General features: G+C 30.1%; 13 protein-coding genes. All 13 read right to left on the bottom strand.

Annotation, left to right across the window (positions count from 1 at the left end; translation table 11 throughout):
- Positions 1-290: 290 nt before the first annotated feature.
- The 13 genes from IC214_RS03575 to IC214_RS03515 all read right to left on the bottom strand — a co-directional run bounded on the left by IC214_RS03575 (position 291) and on the right by IC214_RS03515 (position 13,393).
- A complete protein-coding gene (locus IC214_RS03575) occupies positions 291-485 on the bottom strand; it encodes a hypothetical protein (protein ID WP_227483267.1) in 195 nt (64 codons plus the stop codon).
- Between the two features lie 308 nt (positions 486-793).
- The gene (gene lysS, locus IC214_RS03570; protein WP_227825042.1) at positions 794-2,326 is read right to left on the bottom strand and encodes a lysine--tRNA ligase; all 1,533 of its coding nucleotides are present in this window, start codon (positions 2,324-2,326) and stop codon (positions 794-796) included.
- A 14-nt stretch (positions 2,327-2,340) separates the two neighbouring features.
- Positions 2,341-2,820 carry a transcription elongation factor GreA gene (gene greA / locus IC214_RS03565; protein WP_021386470.1) on the bottom strand — a complete coding sequence of 160 codons (480 nt, stop codon included), beginning with the start codon at positions 2,818-2,820 and terminating at the stop codon, positions 2,341-2,343.
- A 108-nt stretch (positions 2,821-2,928) separates the two neighbouring features.
- On the bottom strand, positions 2,929-3,897 hold the full coding sequence (dusB, locus tag IC214_RS03560; protein WP_227437519.1) for a tRNA dihydrouridine synthase DusB: 969 nt from the start codon (positions 3,895-3,897) through the stop codon (positions 2,929-2,931).
- A 136-nt stretch (positions 3,898-4,033) separates the two neighbouring features.
- Positions 4,034-4,804 (bottom strand): type III pantothenate kinase, encoded by a 771-nt coding sequence (locus IC214_RS03555; protein WP_227437521.1) that lies wholly within the window; start codon positions 4,802-4,804, stop codon positions 4,034-4,036.
- 18 nt (positions 4,805-4,822) lie between these two features.
- Positions 4,823-5,413, bottom strand: a complete 591-nt coding sequence (locus IC214_RS03550; protein ID WP_227483268.1) for an ECF transporter S component — start codon at positions 5,411-5,413, stop codon at positions 4,823-4,825.
- A gap of 196 nt (positions 5,414-5,609) precedes the next feature.
- Positions 5,610-6,569, bottom strand: a complete 960-nt coding sequence (locus IC214_RS03545) for a P1 family peptidase (protein ID WP_227483269.1) — start codon at positions 6,567-6,569, stop codon at positions 5,610-5,612.
- Positions 6,562-7,539: a biotin--[acetyl-CoA-carboxylase] ligase gene (locus IC214_RS03540; protein WP_227836338.1), complete on the bottom strand. Its 978-nt coding sequence runs from the start codon at positions 7,537-7,539 to the stop codon at positions 6,562-6,564. Before IC214_RS03540 ends, IC214_RS03545 begins: the two co-directional genes overlap by 8 nt.
- Before the next feature lie 318 nt (positions 7,540-7,857).
- Complete coding sequence (gene ftsH, locus IC214_RS03535; RefSeq protein ID WP_227437529.1) at positions 7,858-9,828, bottom strand: ATP-dependent zinc metalloprotease FtsH; 1,971 nt, start codon at positions 9,826-9,828, stop codon at positions 7,858-7,860.
- 33 nt (positions 9,829-9,861) lie between these two features.
- Positions 9,862-11,250 carry a tRNA lysidine(34) synthetase TilS gene (tilS, locus tag IC214_RS03530; protein ID WP_227437532.1) on the bottom strand — a complete coding sequence of 463 codons (1,389 nt, stop codon included), beginning with the start codon at positions 11,248-11,250 and terminating at the stop codon, positions 9,862-9,864.
- Positions 11,251-11,432: 182 nt separating this feature from the next.
- On the bottom strand, positions 11,433-11,861 hold the full coding sequence (locus IC214_RS03525; RefSeq protein WP_413926632.1) for a DUF1934 domain-containing protein: 429 nt from the start codon (positions 11,859-11,861) through the stop codon (positions 11,433-11,435).
- A gap of 17 nt (positions 11,862-11,878) precedes the next feature.
- The gene (gene murI, locus IC214_RS03520) at positions 11,879-12,685 is read right to left on the bottom strand and encodes a glutamate racemase (protein ID WP_227437535.1); all 807 of its coding nucleotides are present in this window, start codon (positions 12,683-12,685) and stop codon (positions 11,879-11,881) included.
- A 201-nt stretch (positions 12,686-12,886) separates the two neighbouring features.
- Positions 12,887-13,393, bottom strand: a complete 507-nt coding sequence (locus IC214_RS03515) for a cell wall hydrolase (RefSeq protein ID WP_227483272.1) — start codon at positions 13,391-13,393, stop codon at positions 12,887-12,889.
- Positions 13,394-13,405 lie beyond the last annotated feature (12 nt).

Below are 13,405 nucleotides of genomic sequence, written 5' to 3'. Positions count from 1 at the left end.
ATAAAAGTTTATCAGGCTCAGATACTATTGTTATCTAAATATCTGGCTTTATGGTTTGTTTCTTGTTTTTATAAATTAACCTACTGTTTAATTTTCAAAGTTCATTTTTCATGTTTGCCCTTTTCTTGGGGACAAGTAATACTATATCACCTTAAAAATAATTCGTCAATACTTTTTTTGTTTTTTATTTTAAAAAAGGTTATAACTCTTTGTTTTTTTTAATACTTTTAACTAAAACTAACAGATATAACCCTTGATATTACAAGTAACACATGCATATACAGTTTTTCCTATTTTGCAATTTTATTTTCGTAAGAATATGAGTTGGCTCTGACTCTATCTGCCCAAACATTTATACTCTTAACTTTATTAACCTTAGTTGTACTTTCAAATATATCCATTGCATCCTTACAAAAATATACCATAACATCAAGAACTAAAAATCCAATACAAACTAAACATAAAAAATCAATTACTTGAAACATCACACATTCCCCCAATAATTTTTTATATATAGTATTCTCAAAAATTATTCCTTTTTCCTTCCCAAAAATTACTTTAAATATTTTCATAATAAATTACTTTCAATCATATTTTCTAAATATAAAGTTCCAATCAACAAAAACTAATATCAATTTGTAACGTTTGTTGGTAATTTATAAATTAAATACATGAAAACTTCTTTAGAACATATAAAAAGCATTCTACATTGACATTTTAAATAAAATAAAGCTATTTATTGATAATTTAATAGCTCTATTTTATTTAAAACTTAGTAGAATGCTTGTATTTTTTATTTTTCTTCTTCTTCTTTATTTTGATTATTATCAATAGGTTTCATAGTAGGGAATAATAATACATCTCTTATAGATGGAGAATTAGTTAATAGCATAATAACTCTATCTATACCTATTCCTAGTCCACCTGTAGGAGGTAAACCTACTTCTAATGCTTTTAAGAAATCATCATCCATCTCAAAAGCTTCATCATCACCTAATTCTCTTTTTCTCAATTGGTCCATAAATCTTCCTTTTTGGTCAATTGGGTCATTAAGCTCAGAAAATGCATTAGCTAACTCCCATTTATTAGCAAAAGCTTCAAATCTATCAGTTCTTCTTGGGTCTTCAGTATTTCTCTTAGATAATGGAGATACTTCAACTGGATGATGTGTTATAAATGTTGGTTGGATTAATTTATCTTCTCCAAACTCTTCAAAGAAAGCATTTATTACTTCCCCTCTTCTCATTCCAGGCTTTATTTCTATTCCTTTTTCTCTAGCAACTTCTAATGCTTCTTCATCTGTATTTATTGCAGAAAAATCTACGCCAGAATATTCCTTCACACAATCTTCCATAGTCATTCTCTTCCAAGGAGGTGTAAAGTTTATTTCTGTTCCTTGATAGTTGATTATCATGCTTCCTGTAGCAACTTCAGCCATATGTGCAACAACATTTTCTGTTATCTCCATCATATCAGTGTAGTCTGCATATGCTTGATATAATTCTATAGCAGTATATTCAGGATTATGTTTTAAATCCATACCTTCATTTCTAAACATTCTTCCCATTTCATAAACTTTATCAAATCCACCAACAATAAGTCTCTTTAAGTATAATTCGTTTGCTATTCTTAAATACATTGGTATATGTAAAGTGTTATGGTTAGTTATAAAAGGTCTAGCATTCGCTCCACCAGCTATAGTATTTAATATTGGAGTCTCAACTTCTAAAAATCCTCTGTCATCTAAATACGCTCTCAATGCCTTTAATGCTTTCGTTCTAATTAAAAAAGCATTTTTTACTTCTGGGTTCACTATTAAATCAACATATCTTTGTCTATATCTTAATTCTTGATCTTTTAATCCATGATATTTTTCTGGTAAAACTTGTAAAGATTTGCATAATAATACTACAGATTTAGCCTTTACAGATATTTCGCCCCTTTTAGTTCTAAATATTTCCCCTTCAATACCAACTATGTCTCCAATATCATATGTTGAAAATACACTATATTCTTCTTCCCCTATAGCATCTAATCTTACATAAGATTGAATTCTTCCTTCTTGGTCTTGAATATCTATAAAACCAGCTTTACCTTGTATTCTCTTGCTCATGATACGTCCTGCTATTTTTGTAGTTTGACCTTCAAGAGTTTCAAAGTTATCTTTTATTTCCATAGAATAATGAGTTCTATCATATCTACTTTCTTTGAAAGGGTCTCTACCTGATTCTTGTAATTTTTTTAGTTTATCTCTTCTTACTTGAAGTACTTCACTAAGGTCTTCTTGAATTTGTGCTTCTTCATTGCTTTGTTGATTATTTTTCATTTTTTTCCTCCAGATTATCTTCTTATTTCTAATATTTCAAACTTAGCAACTCCATCAGGAACTTGCACCTCTACAACCTCTTTAACAGCTCTTCCTAAAAGCGCTTTTCCTACAGGAGATTCGTTTGATATTTTGCCATCATATGGGTCTGCTTCTGTTGAACCAACTATAGTATATTCAACATCTTCATCAAATTCTAAATCTTTAACTTTAACTATTGAACCTATTGTAACAACATTAAGGTCTATTTTGCTTTCATCTATGATAACAGCTTTTCTAACCATATTTTCTAATTTTAAGATTCTTTCTTCAACCTGTGCCTGTTCCTTTTTAGCTTCATCATACTCAGCATTTTCAGATAAATCACCAAAAGATATAGCAACCTTTATTCTCTCTGCAACTTCTTTTCTCTTTACAACCTTTAAATTCTCTAATTCTTCTTCTAATTTATCGTATCCCTCTTGTGTCAATAAAAACTCTTTATTCTCTTCCATTATAAATACAACTCCTTCACAAATTTCTTAGGAATTTTCCTAATTATATTTTAAAATTTTTATAATCTTTTTTTAATTTATGCGCTATATTATAAGTCACTATTATTTTTATGTCAAGGAGTCTTCCATATAGTACTCCAATTTCGACACAACTTCTTGATAGTCTTCTATTTTATTAATTTCATCTCTTAATCTTGCAGAGTTTCTAAGACCTTTTAAATACCAAGCGATGTGTTTTCTCATTTCCCTTACAGCTACATACTCTCCATGTTCTTCTACTGCAAGCTTTAAATGTTTAATGGCAGTACTTATCTTTTCGTTAAGAGTTGGCTCTGGTAAAATCTCGCCTGTATTCATATAATGGTTTATTCTTTTAAATATCCATGGGTTACCCTGAGCACCCCTACCTATCATTATAGCATCACAACCCGTTTTGTCTAACATATTTATTGAATCTTCTATTGTAAATACATCACCATTTCCTATAACAGGTATATTTAAATTTTTCTTAATATCTGCAATTATATTCCAGTCTGCTTTACCTGTATAATATTGCTCTCTCGTTCTTCCATGTATTGCTAAAGCACTTATTCCACAAGCTTCTGCTATCTTTGCTATCTCAACAGCATTTATACTATTATCATCCCATCCTTTTCTTATTTTTAAAGTAACTGGTTTCTTTGAATTCTTCACTACTGCCTTTAATACCTGCTCTGCAAGTTTAGGATTTTTCATAAGTGCTGAACCATCCCCATTTTTAACTACTTTTGGAGCTGGACATCCCATATTTATATCAAGGATTTCATTTGGATATTCGTTCATTATTTCTGCTGCTCTTCCCATAAAATCTGGCTCAGAACCAAATATCTGAACAGCTACAGGATGTTCTTCTTTTTCTATCTTAAGCATTTTTTTAGTATTTTCATCATCATAGCAAAGTGCCTTACCATTTATCATTTCTGTATATAAAAGTCCACATTCTTGTTCTTTACAAATTAATCTAAATGGAAGGTCTGTTACCCCTGCCATAGGTGACAGAAAAACTTTATTTTTTAATTCTAAATTTCCTATTTTCATCGTTTTTCTCCTATTTTTTCCTTTGTTTTTGTGATTTTATTTCTAAATCTGCATTTCCTCATTATAATATACCACATAACACTAAAAAACTATCATAAAAAGGGAACTGGATATATAATCCAATTCCCTGTATTAATTATTCTTGGTTTTTTTCATATATTATTCTTAATCCTTCTAGCGTTAAAAAACCATCTACATAATCTATACTTTTTGTTTCTGAAGCAATTAGTTTAGCTAGCCCACCTGTAGCTATAACTTTAACATCATCACAATTTAATTCTTTTTTCATCATATTTATTATTTTATCAACTAAACCTACATATCCATAAATTATGCCAGATTGCATAGCCGATACAGTACTTTTACAAATAGTCATACCTGGTTTTGCTAATTCTACTCTAGGCAATTTAGATGCACTTTGGAATAATGCCTCACTAGATATCTTTATTCCTGGTGCTATTGTACCCCCTAGATATTCACCTTTTTCAGAAATAGCACAAAATGTAGTTGCTGTTCCAAAATCTACAAGTATACTTGGTGCCCCATATTTTTCTATGCCTGCTACAGCATTAACTATCCTGTCTGCTCCAACTTGTTTTGGATTATCATATTTTATATTTAGACCTGTTTTTATGCCTGGACCTACTATCAATGGATGCTTTTTACAGTATTTTATACAAAAATTTTCAAGAGAATGCATAACGTTTGGAACTACAGATGATATTATTACATCATCAATAGCATTTATATCCACATCATCATACTTAAATAAGCTACTTATTAGAATTCCATATTCATCAGATGTTTTTTCCTTATCTGTTTTAATTCTCCAATAATTAACTAACTTGTCACCCTTATATATACCTAAAACCATATTAGTATTTCCAACATCAAATACTAGAAGCATATGTCATTAACCTTCTTTCTATTTTTTGCTTTTCTTAAGTACAGCAGCAACGGCAGCTACTACTAAAGCTCCTACTATTGCTTCTGGTACTCCATTTGCTGCGGCAAGAGCCATTATAACCTTTCCTGCTGAACCATTTTGACCCATTGCTTGAAGATACTTGTCAGCATATAAAACATATATCATTCCTAAAACACCAGCTGTATTTAACAAAGAACCTACAGCTCCTGTAATTAATCCAGATATGTATACCTTACTTGTAGCATTGATTATTAGTTGATATACATAATAAGCCAATATACCTATCATAACTCTTGGCAATATTGAAACTAATGGATTTATAAAAACAAAAGATGTTACTGTTGGGTTTACTATAGCGTTTAAAAGACTTGATACTCCAAATATAAAGCCTATTGCTGCCCCAACTATTGGTCCTTCCATAATAGCTCCAATAATAACTGGTATATGCATTATAGTTGCTTTTGTAGGTCCAACTGGAATAAATCCCAATGGAGTCATAGATAGCATAATAGAAATAGCTGATAGTACCCCTATTATAGTCATCTTTCTTACATTTACTTTTCTTACTGATGCACTTGTGTTCATCATAAAAAATACACCTCCGTTCCAGCTCACTAACGATGCCGGACTACTTAATTTTTTGATTTTTCTTACTCTTGTTTCTTATCATTATGAGTCAGGCTACTACTTTCAGGATGCCTGCTCTAACAAGAATAATTTTATCAAGATGAGTTGTCATTGTCAACAATTTGACAAGAAAAATATGCTAATTTCATCATATTTCTCATTTTTTTACTATGTCTTTATATGCTATTATATTTTCTACACTATCAGCTTTTTTTACTGCATTTATTATACTTTTTTCCACAGCCTCTACAGCCAATGAACCTAATAACGTTATATCTGCTTCTATTTCACCTTTTGACATTGTGAATATTGTATCTCCATCATGAGGTGTATGGATAGGAAAAATAGCTTTTGCATACCCATCATGACCCATTTGAGATATTTTTTTACATTCAGCTTTAGTGAGTTTAGCATTCGTAGCTATAACTCCAATTGTAGTATTATCTATACTAAATCCACCTTTACTTGCACCTTGTTTCATCAATTTATATGTATCAATTGTTTCTGTTTTTTTATCATTTAAGGCGCCTGCTATAACCTTACCATCCTCATAAACATCTCCAAGAGCATTTACAGCAATTAATGCAGATACAATCAAGCCATTATCTAGTTTTATAGAATAACTTCCTATTCCACCTTTCATAGCATATTCTTGCCCTCTTATCTTTCCAACAGTAGCTCCACATCCTGCTCCATAATTACCTTGATTTAAAACAGTTGTATTTGCCGCCTCACAAGCTTTATAACCCATTTGTATATCTGGTCTACACTTAAAATCTCCTACTCCTAAATCAAATAAAACTGCTCCAACAACTATAGGAACTTTTCCAACTCCAACATCAAAACCAATTCCTCTTTCTTCTAAGTATCTACTTACTCCACAAGTAGATTCAAGACCATATGCAGAACCTCCTGCTAAAACTATAGCATGAACTTTTTGAACCATATTTACAGGGTCTAATAAATCGGTTTCTCTGGTTCCTGGAGCCGACCCTCTTACATCAACACCACAAACTGCACCTTCTTCACAAATCACTACTGTACATCCAGTCAGCCCTATTCTATCCTCAACTTGCCCAACCTTTAAACCTTCTATATCTAAAATATTATCATACATATCCATTTTCTCCTCTTATAGAAACTTCACCTGAAACAATTTCTTTTACACTTCCATCACTACCCTGAACTACTAAGTTACCATCTTCATTTATATCTAAGCATTTAACTAATTCTTTATCATTTCCTTTTAGTACATATATATTCTTATCTATAATAGCAGAATAATCTCTACATATTTTTAAAGTTTCTTCTTTTGAGTTATTTGCAATATAATCTAAATATAACTTTTCAAATTCAGCCAATACATTTCTGACAATATCTACTCTAGACAATTTGTATCCTTCTTTATACAATGAGGTAGCTTTCTCAGCTATTTCTGAATCAAAGTCCATTATTTTAACATTTATTCCAATACCAAGAACAACATAATTTGTTCTTTCAATCTCAGCAGACAATTCTGTTAGTATACCACATATTTTTTTCCCATTTAAAATAACATCATTTGGCCATTTTATCAAAGTCTTTGCCCCTAGATTATTTAAAGCTTGTGTTACACTTGCTCCTGCTATTAAAGTTATAAATGGTGCTTTAAACGGTTCCATATCTGGTTTTAGAATAATACTCATCCAAATCCCTTCATGGGGTTTGGAATCCCAAGTTCTTCCTAATCGTCCTTTTCCCATATTTTGATGTTCACTTAAAATCACAGTTCCATCTATACTATTCACAGCCACTCTTTTTGCGTATTCATTAGTTGAATCTATAGTATCAAGATGCTCAATATTCTTACCAATAAACTCTGTATTTAATTTATAGTAGATATTCTGTGGACTTAATAAATCAGTTGGATTTTCTGTTAATCTATAACCTTTCTTATTTACAGATTCTATATTATATCCCTCTTCTTTTAGAGCTTTCATATGTTTCCATATAGCTGCACGTGACACACCTAATTGCTTTGACAACTCTTCACCCGAAATAAACTCAGATTTATTATTTAATATAATTTCTATTATCTTCTCTCGCATACTTCACCTCTAATATGATATGATTTCATGACTTCTTTTCTTCTAATAAGTAATTATACATTATTAATATATTTTTAATACTACTAATTTTAAAATTCCTTTTTAATATATTATCATAAGTAAACTTATATACCCATACCATTAATTCCCATAGCTTAATATTTTGCCTAATCTTTGCTAAAATCACAAAAAAAACTGAAAGTATTAATTAGATTGATATATGCAAATATACTTTGTTTATCAATTTAACATTATACTTTCAGTCTTAATATTTAATCCTTAATAGATAATACTCTTAAAATAATCAATATTTTAAAATTATTTATCTTCATCAGATTTATTTTCTTGATTTTTATTTATATCAACAACATTGTTTCTTTCTTCTCTATCTTTTTCTAGATTTATAGTTAATTGCTCTTCATTTTCTTTAGGAGAATTTTCCTCTGTAATTGCATTTTCAATATCATTTAATGGTAATTCTTTATTAAATGCTTTTATAAATTGATCTGCATCTAAAGTTTCATAGATAAGTAAGGCTTGTGCTACATACTCCAGTCTATCCATGTTTTCTTGTAATATACTTCTTGTCTTATCATATGCACCATCAACTATACGTTTTGTTTCTTGGTCTATCTCAAAAGCAACCTCTTCAGAATAGTTTCTCTTACTTGAAAAACTATTACCTAAAAATACTTCATCATCACTGTCAAATGACATTGGACCAAGTTTAGAACTCATTCCATATTTTGTTACCATACTTCTTGCAGTAGCTGTAACTCTTTCTAAGTCATTTGATGCTCCTGTAGACACATCTTTTAGCACTAACTCTTCTGCTACTCTACCTCCAAGTAAAACTACTATGTTCTCTTTCATCTCATTTTTAGTAGCATAGAACTTATCTTCAACAGGAAGCTGCATTGTAAATCCTCCTGCTCTTCCTCTTGGTACTATTGTAACTTGATGAACAGGACTTACTTCCTCAAGTATATGAGCACAAACTGCATGCCCGCCTTCATGATATGCTGTAAGTCTTCTTTCTTTTTCACTTATTACTCTCGATTTCTTAGCTACACCTGCTATAACCTTTGTTATAGCTTCTTCTATAGTTTCCATCTTAATTTTCTTTTCTCTTTTTCTAGCTGTTAGTATTGCAGCTTCATTCATTAAGTTTTCTATATCAGCAGGAGTAAATCCTGGTGTTCTTCTAGCTAATACATCCATTTTAACATCATCATTTAGCGGTTTATTTCTTGAGTGAACTTTAAATATAGCTTCTCTACCTTTTACATCTGGTGTACCAACAACTACTTGTCTGTCAAATCTTCCTGGTCTAAGTAAAGCTGGGTCAAGTATATCTGGTCTATTTGTTGCTGCCATGATTATTATACCTTGGTTTACTCCAAATCCATCCATCTCAACTAGAAGTTGATTAAGAGTTTGTTCTCTTTCATCATGACCTCCACCAAGACCTGCTCCTCTCTTTCTACCAACTGCATCGATTTCATCTATAAATATTATAGCTGGAGCGCTTTTTTTAGCTTGCTCAAATAAATCTCTTACTCTTGAAGCCCCAACCCCAACAAACATCTCAACGAAATCAGAACCACTTATACTGAAAAATGGCACTCCTGCTTCTCCAGCAACTGCTCTTGATAGATATGTTTTACCAGTTCCAGGAGGTCCTACCATAAGCATTCCTTTTGGTATCCTTGCCCCTAATTCAATATATTTCTTAGGATTCTTCAAGAAGTCTACTACTTCTTGTAAATCTTCTTTTTCTTCATCCAATCCAGCTACATCTTTAAACGTAACTCTAGTTTTTTCATCATCCTTATGAACCTTAGCCTTTGACTTACCAAAGCTCATAACCTTTCCGCCTCCACCTTGAGACTGATTCATAAATACAAACCAAAGAATTACCATAAAGAATATTAACAGTAATGTAGGTAGCATCTCAACAAACCAAGGTGTAGATGGTTTAGCTTCACCACCAAATGTTAATTTTCCAGCCTTAGCTTGATCTAACACTTCATCTGCAAGTTTATCTCCCATTATTTCTGTTGGAACATATGATTTAAACTTTGTATTTGTATCTTTTATAGTACCTTCTACAGAAGTTTGATTTACAAAGTACAATCTTGATATATTCTCATCTGTTAATTCCCTATATACTTGGGAAAATTTTAAATCTTTTATTTTTTCTGTAGGCTTACCTGAGAATTGAACTATACCTACTATAATTATAAAAACAAGTAGATAAAAACCTGCCCCTTTTAGCAACTTATTCAATATAGAAGCCCTCCTTTCATACATTGCTTTGCCCTATAATTTGTTAAAATTAATTTTTAATACTTCTTTTGTGCTTTCATCAATTTTATAATTCTCACTGATTTTATAATCTCCAACACATATTATTCCTTCACTATCTGTGATTATAGGAATTTTACATCTTTCTTCTCTTGGGATTTTTAAATCTATGAATAAATCCTTCACTTTTTTACTTCCCATAGCAAGTTTTATCTTATCACCTTGCCTTCTGCTCCTTATTACTATACCCCCTTTTACCTTATTAAAATCAAACCCTTTAGATGAATTGTCTAATTTCATACTCTTATACCTATCTATACTCATTACTTGGGTCTCAATAATTTGTTTTAATTCTTTTATTTTTATAAACCCATTACTAGGTATATTGTAATAAAATTCAATTTCCTCACTAACAATTTCCTCATTGGTTAATATTATACTGTCTTTTTTTCTATAAACAAATATATTTCTCGGAAGAGTTATCATTTTATTTACTTTTGAATCACTTTCTAAAGACATTATGTCCTCTATATGTTTTTGATCAACAAAATTAGTATCTCCTAGTATATGTTTTATAGAATTTCTAAGAACCCTAACTTTGATAGCATCATGTAAGCAAATAAAATCTTCTAAATTTATCTCTACAAAGCTCTTTTCTTTTATATTTGAAACTTCTCTAAATTTAGCTTCTGCCTCTTTCTCAATATAATCGTTGTCACTTTTTAAGCTATTGCTCATCCTCACTATAGATTCTATTACATTTGAATTAAAATTATCCTTCATATATGGTAAAAGGTCTAACCTTATTTTATTTCTAGTGTATATGTTTTCTAAATTTGTTTTATCTATTCTAGGATTTAAATTATAAGCCTTACAATATTCCTCTATATCTATTCTCTCTACATCCAAGATTGGTCTAATTATACAGTTATCTCTAATATAATCAATTCCTTTTAACCCTTTAAGACCTGTTCCTCTCATAATACGCATCATGACAGTCTCAGCTTGGTCATTGAGATTATGGCCTATAGCTATTTTGTTAGCTTTAATCTTATCCTTAATTTCATAAAACATTTCATATCTTAGCTTCCTTGCTCCTTCTTCTAATGATAACCCCTCATTTTCACAATATTTTGGTACATTAATAGACTTTACAAAGAATACAATTCCCATATCCTCACAAAGCTTAGATACATATAATGCATCTTTTTGAGCTTCTATTCCTCTTATTTGATGATTTAAATGTGCTGCATATATTTCTATATTAAAATCTTTTTTTAATCTATTTAGTACATGCAATAAACAAACTGAATCAGGTCCTCCAGAAAGACCCAAAACTATTTTATCGCCTTTTTGTATTAAATTATGTTTATTTATAGTACTTAGTACCTTATCAAATATCATATTTATCCCTCTTACACTTAGTTTTATTCACTTTTAAGTATACTTTCTATAAAAAAACGCTAAACCCTTGTATCAATTTTAAGAAATTAAAGTTTAATATAAATATAATAATACCAAATAAATTAAATAAAAGGTAGTTTTTTCACTACCTTTATAAAATTTCTGGAAAATAGCTATAGTTATTATTTAATATCTATGTATATATCTATTTTGTTTCTACCTAAAAATAAATCTTGTATCTTTATATTATAGTCTATTTTCAATTTTATGTGTTCCCCTTCTTGTATATTTATATCCAATTCTCTTGTGTCAATATCAATTAATAAGGTACCTTGTGGGGTTACATATTTTGTAGTACTGCTTTCTCCACATTTAAACATCATAGTTGAATTAATAGAACCAAACTTTTTAATACTAACTTCATTTTTAAGTATTTTTATAGTATTAGTTATTTCTATATTGTCTTCTTTTTCCTTGTAAATAACATATATTCCTTCATTTTTATAAAAAATTTTACCAAAAGTAGTCATCTCTATGGTGTCCATATTACCTTTTTCATCATATTGTCTAGTATTTATGCTTATTTTTACACTCAACGATTTTTCCTCCATAGACTTCTTCATATAAACTAATATTTTTGTATCTCCACTTTTTGAATTTTATCAATTTTTTTCTTTAAAAATTCTTTCGCTATATCTGAAAATTTTTCATGTATGTCTGATACATAATATTGATAAATTCCATGAGCTTCTTTGCTATTTATAATGTTTCTTTCTTCTAAAATCTTTTTTAAATCTTTAGCTGTCTCTTTAGCTGGATTAACCAATTTTATGTGTTCTCCAACCTCTTCACCTATTGTTCTCTTTAAAATAGGATAATGAGTACATCCTAATACCAAAGAGTCTATATTCTTATCTTTTAATTCTTGTAGATATATCTTTGCTGTTAACTTAGCTACTTCTGTGTTAGCCCATCCTTCTTCAACAATTGGTACAAATAAAGGACATGCTTTATTAACAATTTCTATATTTTTATCTATTTTAGATATTTCTAAATTATATGCCTTTGAACTTATAGTTCCTTCTGTTCCAATTATACCTACAGTCTTGTTTTTAGTGGAACTTACAGCTGTCCTAGCACCGGCTTCTATAACTCCTATTATTGGTATATCATATTTTTCTTGAGCCTCTTTTAAACTTCTCGCAGTAGCAGTATTACAAGCTATAACTATAGCTTTTACATCCTTAGTTTTTAGAAAATTTATAGCTTGAAAAGTATATTTAATTATAGTCTCCTTAGATCTCGAACCATATGGTATTCTAGCAGTATCTCCAAAATATATTATATCCTCATTTGGTAATATCTTCATTATTTCTTTCAAAACCGTCAATCCGCCTAATCCCGAATCAAAAACTCCTATTGGTCTATTGCTCATTTTTATACAACACCTACTTTACATTTTTGTGTTTAACAACATCTTATTTATCGCTAAAATTTATTTTTATATTCACAGTTAATATATTATTACCTAAATGATTATTATAGTTTATTTTAAACAAAAAATAAAGGAGCTATCTCAAATTAGAAAATAATTTCTAGAAAAAGACAACTCCTCTCAGTACTCAAAAATTTAAATTTATTTTGCAAACACATGATTCCCTATTCTCAGATATGGATTTAGTCTATTTATCCATTTGCAAGTGGCTATTTCTGGGTTCCAGAAATATACTGCTTTATTTGTTGGGTCAGTTCCATAAAGAGCTTCTTTAGCTGCTTTACATGCTGAATCTGTTGGTGTCTTGTTTATTGAACCATCAAGCACAACTGAGAAAGCATTCTTCTGATATATAACTTCCTCTATTGAATCTGGAAATCTAGGGTCCAATACTCTGTTTATTACTACAGCTGCTACAGCAACCTGTCCCTCATAGCTTTCTCCTCTAGCTTCACCTGCAACCAATTTAGACAGTAACATTAAATCATTATCAGATAAATTTATTACTTCCTTTTTTGCTACATTTTTTTCTTGTTTGTTTACTTTCTTAGCTGTCTCTGTTGGCTCATCTGCATATACCTCTTTAATAGGCATAAATATATAGGTTAAAGCTAGTAATATAGCTATCAGTTTACTCCACCTGTCCATGATTAAAACCAC

It is taken from the genome of Clostridioides sp. ES-S-0190-01 (assembly GCF_020658275.1).
GTDB lineage: Bacteria > Bacillota > Clostridia > Peptostreptococcales > Peptostreptococcaceae > Clostridioides.
The sequence above is the reverse complement of the archived record's forward strand: the minus strand, read 5'-3'. Positions and strand labels throughout refer to the sequence as shown.

Bases quoted from the DNA above. Each gene is read 5' to 3' on its own strand.
- IC214_RS03575 (WP_227483267.1), bottom strand. From the start codon at position 485: ATGTTTCAAGTAATTGATTTTTTATGTTTAGTTTGTATTGGATTTTTA.
- lysS (WP_227825042.1), bottom strand. From the start codon at position 2,326: ATGAAAAATAATCAACAAAGCAATGAAGAAGCACAAATTCAAGAAGAC.
- greA (WP_021386470.1), bottom strand. From the start codon at position 2,820: ATGGAAGAGAATAAAGAGTTTTTATTGACACAAGAGGGATACGATAAA.
- dusB (WP_227437519.1), bottom strand. From the start codon at position 3,897: ATGAAAATAGGAAATTTAGAATTAAAAAATAAAGTTTTTCTGTCACCT.
- IC214_RS03555 (WP_227437521.1), bottom strand. From the start codon at position 4,804: ATGCTTCTAGTATTTGATGTTGGAAATACTAATATGGTTTTAGGTATA.
- IC214_RS03550 (WP_227483268.1), bottom strand. From the start codon at position 5,413: ATGATGAACACAAGTGCATCAGTAAGAAAAGTAAATGTAAGAAAGATG.
- IC214_RS03545 (WP_227483269.1), bottom strand. From the start codon at position 6,569: ATGTATGATAATATTTTAGATATAGAAGGTTTAAAGGTTGGGCAAGTT.
- IC214_RS03540 (WP_227836338.1), bottom strand. From the start codon at position 7,539: ATGCGAGAGAAGATAATAGAAATTATATTAAATAATAAATCTGAGTTT.
- tilS (WP_227437532.1), bottom strand. From the start codon at position 11,250: ATGATATTTGATAAGGTACTAAGTACTATAAATAAACATAATTTAATA.
- IC214_RS03525 (WP_413926632.1), bottom strand. From the start codon at position 11,861: ATGGAGGAAAAATCGTTGAGTGTAAAAATAAGCATAAATACTAGACAA.
- murI (WP_227437535.1), bottom strand. From the start codon at position 12,685: ATGAGCAATAGACCAATAGGAGTTTTTGATTCGGGATTAGGCGGATTG.
- IC214_RS03515 (WP_227483272.1), bottom strand. From the start codon at position 13,393: ATGGACAGGTGGAGTAAACTGATAGCTATATTACTAGCTTTAACCTAT.